The sequence below is a fragment of the Salinarimonas ramus genome (assembly GCF_014645695.1).
Classification (GTDB): domain Bacteria; phylum Pseudomonadota; class Alphaproteobacteria; order Rhizobiales; family Beijerinckiaceae; genus Salinarimonas; species Salinarimonas ramus.
The window spans coordinates 43638-59248 of sequence record NZ_BMMF01000011.1 but is presented as its reverse complement, the minus strand read 5'-3'; the positions used below and the strand labels follow the sequence as shown (position 1 = coordinate 59248).

Below are 15611 nucleotides of genomic sequence, written 5' to 3'. Positions count from 1 at the left end.
GCGGCAATGGAAAGGTGATCTGGTATGAATACTTTCCGTACGCGCAAGTCTTCGTCGTCACGCGGCGTCCTCGTCGCGGGAGGAGCCGGCTTTCTCGGCTCCAACCTCTGCGAACGCCTCATCGCCGACGGCGAGCGCGTGATCTGCCTCGACAACATGCAGACCGGCACGCCGGAGAACCTCGCCTCCCTGGCGCGCGAACCCCGTTTCTCGCTGATCGAGCAGGACGTCTGCGACCCGATCCCCGCCAATCTCGACGTCGAGGCGGTCTTCAATCTCGCGTGCGCGGCCTCGCCCCCGCGCTACCAGGCCGATCCCGTCCATACGATGATGACGAGCGTCGTCGGCACCCGCCACCTGCTCGACCATTGCGAGCGCCACGGCGCGCGCTTCATGCAGGCCTCGACGAGCGAGATCTACGGCGATCCGTTGGAGCATCCCCAGCGCGAAGGCTATTTCGGCAACGTCAACCCGACGGGTCCGCGCGCCTGCTACGACGAGGGCAAGCGCGCCGCCGAGACCCTGTGCTTCGACTACCTGCGCGGCCGCGGCGTCGACGTGCGCGTGGCGCGCATCTTCAACACCTACGGCCCGCGCATGCGCCCCGACGACGGGCGCATCGTCTCGAACCTCGTCTGCCAGGCGCTGGCCGGCGAGCCGCTGACGATCTACGGCAACGGCGAGCAGACGCGCTCCTTCTGCTACGTCGACGACATGATCGAGGGCTTCGTGCGGCTGATGCGGGTCGACGAGACGCCGGACGGGCCGGTCAATCTCGGCAATCCGGGCGAGTTCACCATCAACGAGCTCGCCGACATGGTGCTCGACCTCGTCGAGACCACGTCGCGCGTCGTCTACGAGCCCCTGCCCAAGGACGACCCGCAGCGCCGGCGCCCGGACATCTCCCGCGCCGAGGCGGTGCTCGGCTGGCGGCCGACGACGCCGATCGTGGAGGGTCTGCCGCCGACGATCGACTGGTTCGCGTCGCTGGTGCGCCCGGCGCGCGAGACGCAGCATCGCTCCCGCGCCCTCTCGGCGGCAGTACCCGGCGCCGCGTGAGCCCGTGCCGGGCCGGGGTGATCACGGTTGCGTGACCTCCCGGCCCACGCGCCCCCTCGACGCCGCGACGGGCTGGCGTCCCCACGCGGCGACGTTATCCTCGTTCGAGGCGCTCCAGCCTGGACGCCGCAGACAAGACCAGGGGGAACCCCGCTCATGCCTCGTATGCCCCACCTCGCCGCCGCGATCGCGCTCGCCTCCTTCGCCGCAGCCCCGCTCCTCCTCGGTCCGGCCGCGATCGCCCAGGGCGACCCCATCGCCGAGCGCCAGGAGATCATGAAGGGCGTAGGCGACGCGACCCGCACCGGCGTACAGATGGTGCGCGGCGAGCGGGACTTCGATCTCGAGGCGGCGCGCAACACCTTCGCCGTCTATCTCGACGCCTCGCAGCGCATGCCCGAGCTCTTCCCCGAGGGCACCGAGACCGGCGGCGACACCGAGGCGCTCCCCGCGATCTGGGAAGAGAAGGAAGACTTCGTCGCGCTCTTCGAGGAATTCGGCGAACGCGCGCAGGCCGGCCTCGACGACACGACCGACGCCACGACCTTCCAAGCCGCGCTCGGCACGGCGACGCAGTCGTGCCGCACCTGCCACGAGCAATTCCGCATGCAGAACTGATCGCGCCGCATCATGGTGGACGCGCTCCAGAAGGCGGCGGTGGTGATCGTGGCGATCGCCATCGTCGCGGTCTTCGGCTTCTTCATGCTCACCGAGCCCGACCTGCAGGCGGCGGGCCTCGAGCGCGTCCCCGGCGGCGAGGCGGACCTCGCCAACGGCGAGGCCCTGTTCTGGGCGGGCGGCTGCGCCTCCTGCCATGCGACGCCCGACCAGGACGACCCGCTGCGCCTGGGCGGCGGGCTCGCGCTCGAGACCGATTTCGGCACCTTCCACGTGCCGAACCTCTCGCCGTCGCGCGACGGCATCTTCGGCTGGACGACGGCGCAGTTCGTGCGCGCCATGCGCGGCGGCGTCTCGCCGGAGGGCGAGCATTACTACCCCTCCTTCCCCTATACGAGCTACCAGCGCATGTCGGCCGGGGACCTGCGCGATCTGCACGCCTACCTGATGACGCTGGAGCCGGTGGACGGCGTCGCCCCGGCCCACGACCTCGCCTTCCCCTACAACATCCGCCGCGGGCTCGGCCTGTGGAAGCTCGCCTTCCTCGACGGCGAGCCCTTCGCCGCGCCCGAGGGCATGGATCCGGTCCTGGCGCGAGGCGCGTATCTCGTGGAGGGCCCGGCGCATTGCGCGGAGTGCCATTCGCCGCGCAGCCTGCTCGGCGCGATCCGCGAGGAGGCGCGCTTCGCCGGCGGGCCCAACCCGGAAGGGCGCGGCTTCATCCCCAACATCACGCCCCACGAGAGCGGCATCGGCTCGTGGTCGCAGGGCGAGATCGTCGAGCTGTTGACCTCGGGCTTCACGCCCGAGTTCGACGTGATCGGCGGCTCGATGGGGCACGTGGTGGACGCCACGTCTCAGCTCGCCGCCTCCGACCGCGAGGCGATCGCCGCCTACCTCCTGGCGCTGCCGCCCAAGCCCGAGACGCCGCGGGAGTGACGTCAGGCCCGAGCGCTGCGCGTGGGCTCGGCGTCCGCGCGTGGAGGGTCGGCAGGGGGACTCGGGGCAGCGGCACTCGGGGCAGGGGCACTCGGGACAGGGGCACTCGGGACAGGGGCACCAGCTGCGGGAGACGTCGCGGCGGGAGCGGGCTCGGTCGTCGACGGGTCCTCGGCCGGCGCGTGCGAGGCGGCGCCGTCCCCCTCGCTCCCCGTAGCGGTCTCGTCGCTGCGCTTGCGCGGCGGCGCGCGCCGGGCGCTCGCGCGGCGGATCTCGGTGTCCGCCGCCTCCGCGCGGCGCTCCAGCGTGCGCGGATCGCGCCTGGCGGAGAGCTCCGCCTGCGCGCGCGCCCGGTCCTGCCGCGCCGTGGCGAGCGCGCCTTCCAGAGAGCCCTTCTCGGCCTTGAGCACCTCTATGCGCTCGTTCAGCGCCCGCAGCGCGCTCTCGTGCGCGCCTTCGAGCGCGCGCTCGCGCGCAACGAGCGTCTCGATGCGCTTCTCCAGCGCCGCGACGGCGGCGCGAGCGGCGTGAAGGGCGCCGTGCGCATCGTCGGAGATGGCGCGGGCGAGGTCGCGCTCGCCCTCGGCCTCGCGCAGCGCCTCGGCGAGCGACGCCGCCTCGTCGCGTGCCCGGCGCCCGGCCTCCAGCGCCTCCTTGTTTCGTCGGTCGAGCACCTCGCCGCGGGCCTGCTCGTCGGCGAGCGCGGCGCGGGTGCCCGCGTGGGCCGTGCGCTCGGCGGCGAGCTCGATGCGCCGCTCGGCGAGGCGCCGGTCGAGATCGTCGCCGCGCCCGGTCTGGATGGTGAGCCGCGTCTCGAGGTCGGCGATGGCGATACGGCGCGCGTCGCTCTCCTGCAGCGCCGCGTCGTGGCGCCCGGAGAGATCGGCATGCGCCGCCTTGAGCTGGGTGAAGGCCTCGCGGGTCTCGGCGAGATCGCCGCGGGTGCCGGCGAGGTCCTCGCGCGTGTCGGCGAGATTGGTGCGGGTCTCTTCGAGATCGGCCTCGAGCCCGGCGATGCGCGCGTCGCGCGCGGCGACGTCGCGCCCGAGCGCCTCGATGCGCACGGCGCGCCGGCCGAGCTCGGCCAGATCGGCCTGCTTGCCCGAGAGCGTCGTCTCGAGCCGCTGCTCGATCCGCCGCTCGCGCAGAGCGAGCTGCGCGCGCAGGTGGTCGCGCTCGGCGTTGAGCTCGACGAGGGAGCGGGGTAGCTGCGCCTCCAGGCGGCGGCGTGCGAGCCGGTCCGCCCGGGCCGCGAGCGCGGGCGCCGTCAGCAGCGCCAGGAAGGTCGCCGCCAGGAACCCCAGCGCTATGAACATCGCGGCTTCGATCACGCGTCGCCTTCCGAGGCTCGGGAATGCGTTCGTCAGTTAAGCCAAACGCGCCCCGGACGCCAGCGTTGCAGTGGGTCCGCCGACCTCAGAAGGGATTCCAGGTCGGCTGGTCGGTGAACTTCAGATATCCGAGGTTGATTCCGAGCCGCGCGCCCACGCCCGTGCGGATCGGCACCACCACCATCTGGTCCGCCATCAGCGCCGTCATGCCCACGCCGCCGACGAGATAGGCCGAGCCGTCGACGCCGACGAAGCGGCGGTAGAGCGCGTCCGTGGCCGGCAGATTGTAGACGAGCATCATCGTGCGCGCCCCGTCGCCGCCGACATCGAAGCCGAGCGACGGACCCTGCCAGAAGACCGAGCGCTGGCCGGCATTGCGGGTGTAGAGCACGCCTTCGCCGTAGCGCAGCCCGCCGAAGAAGGCGCCGGACGCCTCCTGTCCGAGGATGTAGCCGTTCGGCTGGCCCCAGCGCGCCGCCGCCTGCTCGATGGCGAGCGCGATGCCCCGCGAGGTCGAGCCGAAGAAGCGGTGACCGGCCTCGATCGTCTCCTGGGTCGTGTAGGTCTGCGTCTCCTGCATGATCTGCGGGTTCGTCGCCCATTGCCCGCTCTGCTGCGCGGCCGCGATGCCTGGAACGACGAGCACGAGGGCCGCGACGAGCGCCAGGATGGCGGGCAGGGCGGGCGCGGCGGGGGCCAGACGGGCGAAAATCGCGAGGCTCGAGAGAGCCTGTCGGAGGGCGCGCATGTCTTCGTCTCCCGCAATGGCGCGGATCGCTCGAATTGTCGCGATCCGCTCGACGTGATCTTCAGCCCTGATGCCCATTCTTTGCGGCCGACACGGGGCACGGGCCGGCTGCGGCTCGGGGTGACGAAGATTTCGACGAAGATGCACAACAGACCGTTAACGCTGGCGGCGATCGCGCTCGCAGCCGTGCTCGGCCTCGCCGCGGGCGCCTCGAACGAGGCCCGCGCCGCGGGCGCGAGCCGCGCCGTCGACACGGCGGCGGCGCTTGCGGCGCTGCCCGATCCGATCGGCGTCACCGAGCAGATGGTCGTGCACGGGCTCTCCGGGTTCGCGCTCGACGGGCTCGATCCGGTGAGCTTCTTCCTGCCGGAGGGTCCGCGGGCGGGGCGCGGCGCCTACGAGCTCGTCTGGAAGGGTGCCGCCTGGCGCTTCCGCACGGCCTCGAACCGGGCCGCCTTCGCCGCGGGCCCCGAGCGCTTCGCGCCGCGGCTCGGCGGCTACGACCCGATCGCGCTGGCCGAAGGGCGCCTCGCGCAAGGCCGCGCCGACCTCTTCGCCGTGGTGGACGGACGGCTCTACCTGTTCCACGACCCCCGCAACCTCGCACGCTTCTCGGGCTCGCGCGCCGTGATCGAGAACGCCGAGGCCGTCTGGCCGCGCCTCGCGGCGGGCCTCGTCGCGCCCGCCGAGGGGAGCTGAGCCGCCGCGACCTTTGCAACGGGGCGCCCAGCGGTTACGAAGGGTGACGGCGCGCTCGCGCCCGAATCGCATTCGCGCGTCGGCGCGCCCGCCCCGCGGGTGTCGCCACGCGACGCTCAAGGCCCCGCGGAGGTCTCCATGGCCACGGTTTCCCTCGACTCCCTCGACCTCGCCGCGCTGCTCTGCTCGCGCGTGTGCCACGACGTGATCAGCCCTGTGGGCGCCATCGTCAACGGCCTCGAGGTGATGGAGGAGGAAGGCGGCGACGAGGAGATGAAGACCTTCGCGCTCGACCTCATCCGCAAGAGCGCGCGACAGGCCTCCGCCCGTCTCCAGTTCGCCCGCATCGCCTTCGGTGCGGCCGGCTCCGCCGGCGCCGCCATCGATCTCGGCGACGCGGAGGCGGTGGCGAAGGGCTTCTTCACGGACGACCGCACGCAGCTCACCTGGACGGCACGGCGCATGCTGCTGCCGAAGAACCGCGTCAAGCTGCTCCTCAACCTCGTCGTCATCGCCGCCCAGGGCATTCCCCGCGGCGGCACGATCGACGTCGCCGTGGGCGGCGACGAGGCGGCCTCGACCTTCGTGATCAAGGCCCAGGGGCGCAACGCCCGCATCCCCACGCACGCGCCCGCGCTCGTGCGCGGCGAGGCGGAGGACGGCACGGTCGACGCGCACGCGATCCAGACCTACTATACCGGCCTCGTCGCCCGCGCCGCACAGATGAGCATCGACTTCGCCATCGACGGCGAGACGCTGACGATCACCTCGGCCCCCGCGTGATCCCGCGGGGGCGGAGGTGATCGCGCCGCCGCGAGGAGAGAGATGATCGGCGCCGCCGTCAGCCTCGTCGTCCTGCAGGTCCTGGTGCCGCTCGCTCTCGTCGTGTGGATCGGCCTCGCGCCGCCGGGGGACGCCGCCTCGCTCGTCGCGACGATCGGCTTCGGGGGCGCCTATCTCCTCGTCGTGTCGAGCGTGGGAAACTGGGCGCTCGTGCCCCGCCCGGTGCTCGTCGTCCTCGTCGTCGCCTTCTGGATCGCGGCGCTCCTCGCGGTGATCGACGCCTGGCCCGCGGGGCGCATCTGGCCGGACGGCCTCGCGGAGCGGGCGGCGACCGCGTTCGTCGCGCTCCTCGCCGTCGCGCTCGGGTGGCTCGTCCTCTCCCTCGCCGATGCGCGCCGCGCGCCGGAGGGGCCGGTCGCGCAGATCGCCTTTCCGCTGGCCGGCGGGCGCTTCATCGTCGGCTCGGGCGGCCATCACGACCTCCTCAACCCGCACCGGAAGGTGCTCGAGCCGGAACGCGCGCATCTGCGCGGGCAGGCCCACGCCATCGATTTCCTGGGGCTCGACGGCCTGGGGCTGCGCGCGCGCGGGCTCCACCCCGCCGATCCCACCGCCTACGCGATCTTCGGGAAGCCCGTCCTCGCGCCCTGCGCCGGGCGCGTCGTCGAGGCGCGCGACGGCCTGCCGGACCTCCCGCCGCCGCATCGCGATGCCGAAAACCTCGCCGGCAATCACGTGCTGATCGCGTGCGAAGGCTTCGACGTTCTGCTCGCGCATCTCCAGCACGGCAGCCTGCGCGTGCAGGTCGGGGACGCGGTATCGACCGGAGATGTGATCGGGCGCGTCGGAAACAGCGGAAACACGACAGAGCCTCATCTCCACGTTCACGCGCAACGCGGCTCGCGGCGGCGCCATCTCCTCGATGCGGACCCGATCCCCATGACGATCCATGGGCGTCATCTGGTCCGCAACGACGTCATCGAAACGGATTAGTTCCATTTCGGCGAGCATTCGCCGTCGTCGCCCCCCTGTCGAGGAAACGGAACTTAAACGACTTCGCGGGCACTCTCGCTCAGACCCGGCCCAGCCCTCTGGTGGATCGAGAGATATCCATGGATGAACTGCTTCGCGAATTTTTGACCGAGACGAGCGAGCACCTCGACACGGTCGACGTCGAGCTCGTTCGCTTCGAGCAGGACCCCAACAACGAGAAGATCCTCTCGAACATCTTCCGGTTGGTCCACACGATCAAGGGGACCTGCGGCTTCCTCGGCCTGCCGCGTCTCGAGAGCCTCGCCCATGCCGCCGAGACCCTGATGGGTCGGTTCCGCGACGGGCTGCCGGTGACCTCGAACGCGGTGACGCTCATTCTCGCCACCCTCGATCGGATCAAGGAGATCCTGGCCGAGCTGGAGCGGACCGCCGCCGAGCCCGAGGGCGAGGACGTCGACCTGATCGGCGAGCTGGAGCGCATGGCGAGCGCCGACGAGACGACGCTCTTGGCCGAGGCCGCCGCCGCGCCCGCCCCGGAGCCGGAGCCCGTCGAGGCCGAGGAGCCCCCGCTCGACGTCCCGCCGCTCGCGCGCGAGCTCAAGCCCGGCGAGGTGACCCTCGACGATCTGGAGCGCGCCTTCCTGGAAGCGCCGGGCCCGGACGAGGACTTCACCGCCCCCGCCCCGATGCCGGCCGCGATCGTGGCCGAGCCCGCGCCCGTCGCTGAGGCTCCCAAGGCGCAAGCGCCCAAGGTCGACCCCGCGAAGCCCGAGCCCGCGAAGGCCGAAGCTCCCAAGGCGGAAGCTCCGAAGGCCGAGGCGGCCAAGCCCGCTGCGCGCGCGCAGGCCAAGGACAACCCGAGCCAGGAGAACGCGGCCGCCGGCGGCGAGAACGTCTCCAAGGTGCAGACGATCCGCGTCAACGTGGACACGCTCGAGCACCTGATGACGATGGTCTCGGAGCTGGTGCTCACCCGCAACCAGCTCCTCGAGATCGCGCGTCGCCACGAAGACAACGGCTTCAAGGTGCCGCTCCAGCGGCTCTCCCACGTCACGGCCGAGCTGCAGGAAGGCGTCATGAAGACGCGCATGCAGCCCATCGGCACGGCCTGGCAGAAGCTGCCGCGCATCATCCGCGACCTGTCGTCCGAGCTCGACAAGAAGATCGAGCTCGTGATGCAGGGCGCCGACACCGAGCTCGACCGCCAGGTGCTCGAGGTCATCAAGGACCCGCTCACCCACATGATCCGCAACTCCGCGGATCACGGCATCGAGGCGCCCGCCGAGCGGCGCGCCGCCGGCAAGCCCGAGCGCGGCAACATCCGCCTCAACGCCTATCACGAAGGCGGCACGATCACGATCGAGATCTCGGACGACGGCAAGGGCCTCAACTTCGACGCCATCCGCAAGAAGGCGGTGGATCGCGGGCTCGGCACCGAGGCCGAGATCGAGCGCATGAGCGAGGCGCAGATCGCCAAGTTCATCTTCCATCCGGGCTTCTCGACGGCCAAGGCGGTCACGGCGGTCTCCGGCCGCGGCGTGGGCATGGACGTCGTCAAGACCAACATCGAGCTCATCGGCGGCACGGTCGAGATCAAGTCCGAGCAGGGCAAGGGCTCGACCTTCACGATCAAGATCCCGCTCACGCTCGCCATCGTCGCCGCCCTCATCGTCGCCGCGCGCGACCAGCGCTACGCCATCCCGCAGGTGGCGGTGCTCGAGCTCGTGCGCGTCAAGAAGGGCTCCGACCACCAGGTCGAGCGCATCAACGGCACGCCGGTGCTGCGCCTGCGCGACCGGCTCCTGCCGATCGTGCCCGCGGCCAAGGTGCTGGGCCTCGACGGCGCGGACGCGGATGCGGGCGACGAGGGCTTCGTCGTCGTCTCGCAGGTGGGCCGCCAGCGCTTCGGCATTCTCGTCGACGGCGTCTTCCACACGGAAGAGATCGTCGTGAAGCCGATGTCGACGAAGCTGCGCCACATCCCGCTCTTCTCCGGCAACACCATCCTCGGCGACGGCGCCGTCGTGCTCATCATCGACCCCAACGGCGTCGCGAAGATGGTCGACAGCGGCAAGGCCGAGCAGAGCTACGGCTTCGAGGAGCCTGCCGAGACCGAGGCGACGGAGGAGGTCGAGACCGTGACGCTGCTCGTCTTCCGCGGCGGCGGCGAGAGCCTCAAGGCCGTGCCGCTCTCCCTCGTCACGCGTCTCGAAGAGATCGACGCCACGAAGATCGAGTGGGTCGGCGGGCGTCCGCTCGTGCAGTATCGCGGCAAGCTCATGCCGCTCGTCCCGGCCGATCCGACGATCCACATCAAGAGCGAGGGCACCCAGGCGCTCGTCGTCTTCTCCGACGGCGACCGCACCATGGGCCTCGCCGTGGACGAGATCGTCGACATCGTCGACGACGTGCTCGACATCGAGCTCGCCACCGACCGCTCCGACCTCGTCGGCTCGGCCGTGGTGCGCGGGCGCGCCACCGAGATCGTCAACGTCGCGCACTACCTGCCGCTGGCGCACGAGGACTGGACCCGCGGCGGCCCGCCGCGCATCGCCAACCTCTCGCGCACGCTGCTGCTCGTCGACGACAGCCCGTTCTTCCGCGACATGCTCACTCCGGTGCTCAAGGCCGCGGGCTTCAAGGTGATCGCCACGGGCTCGACGGAGGAGGCGCTGCAGGTGCTCGCCGCCGACAAGCGCATCGACGTCATCGTCACCGACATCGAGATGCCCGGCCGCGACGGCTTCGCCCTCGTCGAGGCGGTGCGCGCCCAGGCGCGGCTGCACGACGTGCCGGTGATCGCGCTCTCCTCCGGCGTGACCCCCGAGGCGATCGAGCGCGCGCGCCGCCTGCGCATCTCCGAGTTCGTCGCCAAGTTCGACCGTTCCGGCCTCGTCGCGGCGCTCGCCGAGACGCAGCCCGATGTCCGCACCTCCCTCGGAGAAGCCGCATGATCGCCGCCAACCAGAACGACACCGCCCGCGACGGGCGCCTGTCGGGCGACCTCGAGGAATTCGTGACCGTGATGGTCGCCGACCAGATGTTCGGCCTGCCCATCGACCGGGTGCACGACGTCTTCATCGCCTCCTCGCTCACCACCGTGCCGCTCTCGCCGCCCGAGATCGCGGGGCTCCTGAACCTGCGCGGGCGCGTCGTCACCGCGGTGGACCTGCGCCGGCGCCTCGGCCTGACCGATCGTCCGACAGCGGGCGACGTCATGGCGGTGGGCCTCGAGCACAAGGGCGAGAGCTACGGTCTGCTCGTCGATTCCGTCGGCGAGGTGATGAAGCTCTCCGGCGAGACCCACGAGCCGAGCCCGGTCCACATGGATCCGCGTTGGGTGAAGCTGTCCCACGGCGTGCATCGCCTGGAGGGCCGCCTGCTCATCATCCTCGACGTCGACGCGGTCCTCGCCTTCGACGCGGAAGCCCGCGCGGCCTGACCGCGAACGTCTCTAGGAGGCCGCCATGAAGCACTGCCTCGTCGTCGACGACTCGGCCGTCATCCGCAAGGTCGCACGCCGCATCCTCGAGGGGCTGTCCTTCCGGATCAGCGAAGCCGAGGACGGCGAGCAGGCGCTCGTCGCCTGCCGCGCGCAGATGCCGGACGCCGTGCTGCTCGACTGGAACATGCCCGTGATGGACGGCTACGACTTCCTGCGGGCGCTGCGCTCGCTGCCGGGCGGCCTTCACCCGAAGGTCGTCTTCTGCACCACGGAGAACGACGTCGCCAACATCGCCCGCGCCCTGCGGGCCGGCGCCGACGAGTACATCATGAAGCCTTTCGACAAGGAGATCATGACCGCCAAGATGCAGGAGGTGGGGCTCGTCTGAGCCGCCTCCCGGTTCGTCAGCCCCCGCGAAGCGGCCGCACGCCGGCCGCCCCGCGCTACCACGAGCACGCGTCATGTCGTCCGCCCTCGCCTCCACCTCGCACAATGCGCCGCCGCAGGCCGCGCGCGTGATGATCGTCGACGATTCCGTCGTCGTGCGCGGCCTCACCTCGCGCTGGCTGGAGGAGGCGGGCTTCGTCGTCGCCGCCACCTGCTCCAACGGCAAGGTCGCCGTCGACCAGGTGGAGCGCGCGCGCCCCGACATCATCGTGCTCGACATCGAGATGCCGGAGATGGACGGGCTCGAGGCGCTGCCGCTGCTGCTCGCCAAGGCGCCCAAGGCGACGATCATCGTCATCTCGACGCTCACCCAGCGCAATGCGCAGGTCTCGCTCAAGTGCCTCTCCATGGGCGCGACGGACTACCTCCCCAAGCCCGAGAGCCATCGTGGCGTCACCACCTCGACGACGTTCCGCGCCGAGCTCATCGCCAAGGTCCAGGGCCTCGCCGCCCGCCACCGCCGCGGACCCGCCGCGCCGGCGCCCGGCCCGACGCTGCGCTCGGCGCCCGCCGCCGCGCCGTCGGCGCCGACCTATGCGCGCGCACCCGTCGTCGGCCAGATCCGCCCCGCGCCCGAGGCTGCGCAGGCGCGCATGCAGACGACCCGCGTCGTCGTGCGCCCGCGCATGGGCCTCGTCCATCCCAAGGCGCTCTTGGTGGGCGCCTCCACCGGCGGCCCGCGCGCCGTGGGCGAGATGCTCGCGGCGCTCGCGCCCTCGCTGAAGTCCGTGCCGGTCCTCATCGTGCAGCACATGCCGCCGATCTTCACCGCGGTCTTCGCCGAGCATCTGGGCGCACAGACCAAGATGCCGGCCGCCGAAGGCCGCGACGGCGAGAAGCTCGAGCCCGGCCGCATCTACGTGGCGCCGGGCGGCAAGCACATGGGGCTGCGCAAGGACGCCACCGGCGCCGTCCACGTGCGCATCGACGACGGCCCGCCGGAGAATTTCTGCAAGCCGGCGGTGGACGTCCTCTTCCGCGACGCCGCCGCCGTCTACGGCTCCTCCGCCCTCTCGGTCGTGCTCACGGGCATGGGCTCGGACGGCACGATCGGCGCCAAGGCGCTCGTCGGCGCCGGCGGGCTCGTCTACGCCCAGGACGAGGCGACCAGCACCGTGTGGGGCATGCCCGGCTCCATCGCCAAGGCCGGGCTCGCCCACGAGATCCTGCCGCTCCCGGCGCTCGCGCCGGCCCTCAAGTCGATCATCACCGGAGGCGCGGCATGACGGACGCCGACTTCGAATACCTGCGCGCGCTCCTCAAGTCCCGCTCGGGCCTCGCGCTCGCGCCCGAGAAGCGCTACCTCGTCGAGAGCCGGCTCGGGCCGGTGTGCCGCAAGCACCAGATCCCGGGCCTTCCTCAGCTCGTCCAGGTGCTGCGCGGCGGGCGCAACTCGTCGATCGAGATCGAGGTCGTCGAGGCGATGACGACCAACGAGACCTTCTTCTTCCGCGACAAGACGCCCTTCGACATCTTCCGCGACGGCCTGCTCCCCAAGCTCGCCGCCGCGCGGGCGACGCAGAAGCGCGTGCGCATCTGGTGCGCCGCCGCCTCGACCGGTCAGGAGCCCTACTCGCTCGCCATGATCATCGACGAGCTGCGCCCGCGGCTGGGCGGCGTGCAGGTCGAGATCCTCGCCACCGACCTCGCCGACGAGGTGCTGGCCAAGGCCAAGGCGGGCGTCTACTCGCAGTTCGAGGTGCAGCGCGGCCTGCCGATCCAGATGCTGCTCAAGCACTTCAAGCAGCAGGGCGAGCAGTGGCACATCTCGCCCGCGATCAAGGGCATGGTCCAGTTCCGGCCGCTCAACCTGATCCGCGACTTCTCGGCGCTCGGCCAGTTCGACCTCGTCTTCTGCCGCAACGTGCTGATCTACTTCGACCAGCCCACCAAGGCCGACGTCCTGCGCCGGATCTCCAACAGCCTCGCCCCCGACGGCGCCCTCTTCCTGGGCGCGGCCGAGACCGTCATCGGCCTCACCGACGCCTTCCTCCCCCACCCCGAGCACCGCGGCGTCTACGTCCCCAACCGCGGCCAGCAGGCGACCGCGACACCACGGTTGGCCGCGAGCGCGTGAGGGGGAGAGGTGGCCGACAGGCTTTTTCTTGTTGACCGGTGACATCGGCACTAGACAAACAGAACGGGAACAGTTGAAGTGGTGACATGAAAACCGCTTCGCTCTTCACGGGTATCGGAGGCCTCGAGCTCGGGCTGGCTAGGGCCGGGCACGGTGCGCTCCTGACGTGTGAAGTCTGGGAGCCCGCGCGCGCCGTACTCCGCACGCGCTTCGCCGATGTGCCGAGCCACGACGACGTGACGACGCTCGAGCACCTGCCGGACGACACCGAGCTGCTGACGGCCGGTTTCCCGTGCCAGGACCTGTCGCAGGCGGGGAGAACCCTCGGCATCGGTGGGTCCCGCTCGGGGCTGGTCGGGCACGTCTTCCGCCTGCTCGATCGAAGACCGGTACCGGTCGTCGTGCTCGAAAACGTCTCCTTCATGCTGTCGCTGGATCAGGGCGCGGCGATGAACCACCTCGCCCGCGCCTTCGAGGAGCGCGGCTACAGGTGGGCCTACCGCACGCTCAATTCTCAGGCGTTCTTGCATCAGCGACGTGAGCGGGTCTTCTTCGTCGCGACGAGGAACGACCTCGACCCTGCCGACGTCCTGTTCGACGGCGACACGCCGATGCCGGAGCTGAAGACGAACCTGCGTTCGCACGCACACGGATTCTACTGGACGGAGGGTACCCGCGGTCTCGGCTGGGCACCCGACGCGGTGCCCACGCTGAAGAACGGCTCGACCGTGGGCATCCCCTCCCCACCCGCCATCCTGAAGACCGACGGTACGATCGTGAAGCCGGACCTTCGCGATGCCGAACGCTTGCAGGGCTTTCCGGCGGACTGGACGAAACCGGCCGAGGAGGTCGGGCGGTCGTCTCTGCGCTGGTCGCTCGTCGGCAACGCCGTCTCGGTTCCGGTCGCGGGGTGGCTCGGTGAGCGTCTCGCGACGCCGCACCCGCACGACCCCGCTCGTGATCTCGCGTGGCCGAGCGGCAGGAAGTCGTGGCCTCGCGCAGCCCGTTTCGACGGGACCGAGCGATACGCCGTCGACATCGGCGCTCTGCCCGTGTTCCTGGAGCGCGAGCCTCTCGAGCAGTTCCTGCGGTACCCCGGGACCCCTCTCTCGGTCCGCGGGACGGCGGGATTCCTGTCGCGTGCCGAAGCCTCGTCTCTGCGTTTCGCACCGGGCTTCCTCGATGCGGTCCGACGGCATCTCTCACTCCAGCGGGGCGACGCGGGTCCGGCGCTGGCGGCGTAGATGGAGACGGACGAGCAGCGACGCGCGCTCATGCAGCGCGTGCGGCAGCGAAAGACCGCGCCCGAGGAAGCCGTGGCCGCGCTTCTCCGATCATTGGGAATTACCTATCGCCGTAACGTTCGTTCGCTGCCCGGATCACCGGACTTCGCCAACAAGTCGCGCGGATGGGCGATCTTCGTCAACGGCTGCTTCTGGCATCATCACACGGCCTGCGGTCGGGCGACCCTTCCGAAGAACAACGCCGACTTCTGGCGCGCGAAATTCGCCGCCAACCGCAGTCGTGACGCACGCAAGATCTCCGAGCTGAGGCGCACGGGAATGCGTGTCGTGGTCGTCTGGGAATGCGAGCTCGAGGATAGTGAACGCCTGAAGCGTCGCCTCTCAGACTTGCGAGAAGCGAACCGCATATAGGCCGGAAACTCGATCGATCATCGAAGCGTAGTGGTAGTCGTCTCCACGGGCGGGTGCCGGCGGCTTCTCGACCAGGTGGACCCGAGAGCCGTCGTTCGGGCAATCGACGACGACGATGGCGAAGCCGTCGTATCCTTCCTCCGCGGTGCTCGAGCGACGGGGTAGCTCGCGCGCCTTGGCGACGACGAGCTCGGTCGCCCGCGGCTGCCCATGCGGGGTCACGACGGCATCGTCTCCGCTGCGGCCGACATTCCGGCCGGGAGAGACGAACGTATCGGCCGCGTTGATCATCAGGAAGCCACACGCGAGAGCGCCGGCATGCGCACCGTGGACGGTGAGATGGCTCGAGTTGAGCTCGTCGTAGAGCCGTGGCAACGCCTTCTGATGCTCCGTCATGCAGGCCTTCGCTTCCAGCGCCAGGAGGACACCGCCGACCGGCGCCTCCTTGAGAGGAGGCAATGCGTCGAGCGCCGCCTTCTCCTCGGGCTCGAGCACGACGCCTTCGCGCTCGAAGAGCGACGCGAGTGAACGCCCGGTGTCTTTCGATCCCGAAGACGGCGTATGGACGACCAAGTCGAGCTTCTTCGATCGCCGATTGCGAAAGTCGCTCATGCTGTGATTGACGCCGAACGCGATCCTGCCGCTCTCCGCATGGCGCTGCATCAGACCGCACGTCCGCATGAGGTCGAGCACGATACCGAGGCAAGCGACCTTGGAGTGATGATCGCTCCGGGAGTGATAGTTGCGCAGGAAACCGGTTCGATCGGCGCGGGGACGCGACATCGTCCTGGCTAGCAACGTTGGGCCGTACACGTCC

General features: G+C 70.6%; 16 protein-coding genes. 13 read left to right on the top strand and 3 right to left on the bottom strand.

Annotated elements, in window-relative coordinates; genetic code table 11:
* The first annotated feature begins 24 nt into the window (after positions 1-24).
* From IEX89_RS17550 to IEX89_RS17540, 3 genes are all read left to right on the top strand, one after another.
* The gene (locus tag IEX89_RS17550) at positions 25-1059 is read left to right on the top strand and encodes a UDP-glucuronic acid decarboxylase family protein (protein WP_188914556.1); all 1035 of its coding nucleotides are present in this window, start codon (positions 25-27) and stop codon (positions 1057-1059) included.
* 156 nt (positions 1060-1215) lie between these two features.
* Positions 1216-1677, top strand: a complete 462-nt coding sequence (locus IEX89_RS17545; protein WP_188914555.1) for a c-type cytochrome — start codon at positions 1216-1218, stop codon at positions 1675-1677.
* A gap of 12 nt (positions 1678-1689) precedes the next feature.
* The gene (locus IEX89_RS17540; protein ID WP_188914554.1) at positions 1690-2616 is read left to right on the top strand and encodes a cytochrome c; all 927 of its coding nucleotides are present in this window, start codon (positions 1690-1692) and stop codon (positions 2614-2616) included.
* Between the two features lie 2 nt (positions 2617-2618).
* Here IEX89_RS17540 and IEX89_RS17535 read toward each other — a convergent pair whose 3' ends face one another.
* Positions 2619-3947, bottom strand: coding sequence for a coiled-coil domain-containing protein (locus IEX89_RS17535; RefSeq protein ID WP_188914553.1), 1329 nt, complete (start codon positions 3945-3947; stop codon positions 2619-2621).
* 85 nt (positions 3948-4032) lie between these two features.
* Positions 4033-4695, bottom strand: a complete 663-nt coding sequence (locus IEX89_RS17530; protein ID WP_188914552.1) for a DUF1134 domain-containing protein — start codon at positions 4693-4695, stop codon at positions 4033-4035.
* A gap of 141 nt (positions 4696-4836) precedes the next feature.
* On the opposite strand from IEX89_RS17530, the gene IEX89_RS17525 reads away from it, so the two are divergent.
* From IEX89_RS17525 to IEX89_RS17480, 10 genes are all read left to right on the top strand, one after another.
* Complete coding sequence (locus IEX89_RS17525) at positions 4837-5394, top strand: YHS domain-containing (seleno)protein (protein WP_244645557.1); 558 nt, start codon at positions 4837-4839, stop codon at positions 5392-5394.
* 138 nt (positions 5395-5532) lie between these two features.
* Complete coding sequence (chpT, locus tag IEX89_RS17520; RefSeq protein WP_188914551.1) at positions 5533-6177, top strand: histidine phosphotransferase ChpT; 645 nt, start codon at positions 5533-5535, stop codon at positions 6175-6177.
* 42 nt (positions 6178-6219) lie between these two features.
* The gene (locus tag IEX89_RS17515) at positions 6220-7170 is read left to right on the top strand and encodes a M23 family metallopeptidase (RefSeq protein WP_188914550.1); all 951 of its coding nucleotides are present in this window, start codon (positions 6220-6222) and stop codon (positions 7168-7170) included.
* Between the two features lie 119 nt (positions 7171-7289).
* A complete protein-coding gene (locus tag IEX89_RS17510) occupies positions 7290-10124 on the top strand; it encodes a hybrid sensor histidine kinase/response regulator (RefSeq protein WP_188914549.1) in 2835 nt (944 codons plus the stop codon).
* Complete coding sequence (locus IEX89_RS17505) at positions 10121-10612, top strand: chemotaxis protein CheW (protein ID WP_188914548.1); 492 nt, start codon at positions 10121-10123, stop codon at positions 10610-10612. The genes IEX89_RS17510 and IEX89_RS17505 overlap by 4 nt, the downstream gene beginning before the upstream one ends.
* 25 nt (positions 10613-10637) lie before the next feature.
* Positions 10638-11003, top strand: a complete 366-nt coding sequence (locus IEX89_RS17500) for a response regulator (RefSeq protein ID WP_188914547.1) — start codon at positions 10638-10640, stop codon at positions 11001-11003.
* 73 nt (positions 11004-11076) lie between these two features.
* Positions 11077-12288: a chemotaxis-specific protein-glutamate methyltransferase CheB gene (gene cheB / locus IEX89_RS17495; RefSeq protein WP_188914546.1), complete on the top strand. Its 1212-nt coding sequence runs from the start codon at positions 11077-11079 to the stop codon at positions 12286-12288.
* Complete coding sequence (locus tag IEX89_RS17490; RefSeq protein ID WP_188914545.1) at positions 12285-13139, top strand: CheR family methyltransferase; 855 nt, start codon at positions 12285-12287, stop codon at positions 13137-13139. Before cheB ends, IEX89_RS17490 begins: the two co-directional genes overlap by 4 nt.
* Positions 13140-13225: 86 nt before the next feature.
* The gene (locus IEX89_RS17485) at positions 13226-14383 is read left to right on the top strand and encodes a DNA cytosine methyltransferase (RefSeq protein WP_188914544.1); all 1158 of its coding nucleotides are present in this window, start codon (positions 13226-13228) and stop codon (positions 14381-14383) included.
* Complete coding sequence (locus tag IEX89_RS17480) at positions 14384-14794, top strand: very short patch repair endonuclease (protein ID WP_188914543.1); 411 nt, start codon at positions 14384-14386, stop codon at positions 14792-14794.
* Here the strand turns inward: IEX89_RS17480 and IEX89_RS17475 are convergent.
* A complete protein-coding gene (locus tag IEX89_RS17475) occupies positions 14765-15577 on the bottom strand; it encodes a hypothetical protein (protein ID WP_188914542.1) in 813 nt (270 codons plus the stop codon). The two genes, IEX89_RS17480 and IEX89_RS17475, sit on opposite strands and share 30 nt — an antisense overlap.
* Between the last annotated feature and the right edge of the window lie 34 nt (positions 15578-15611).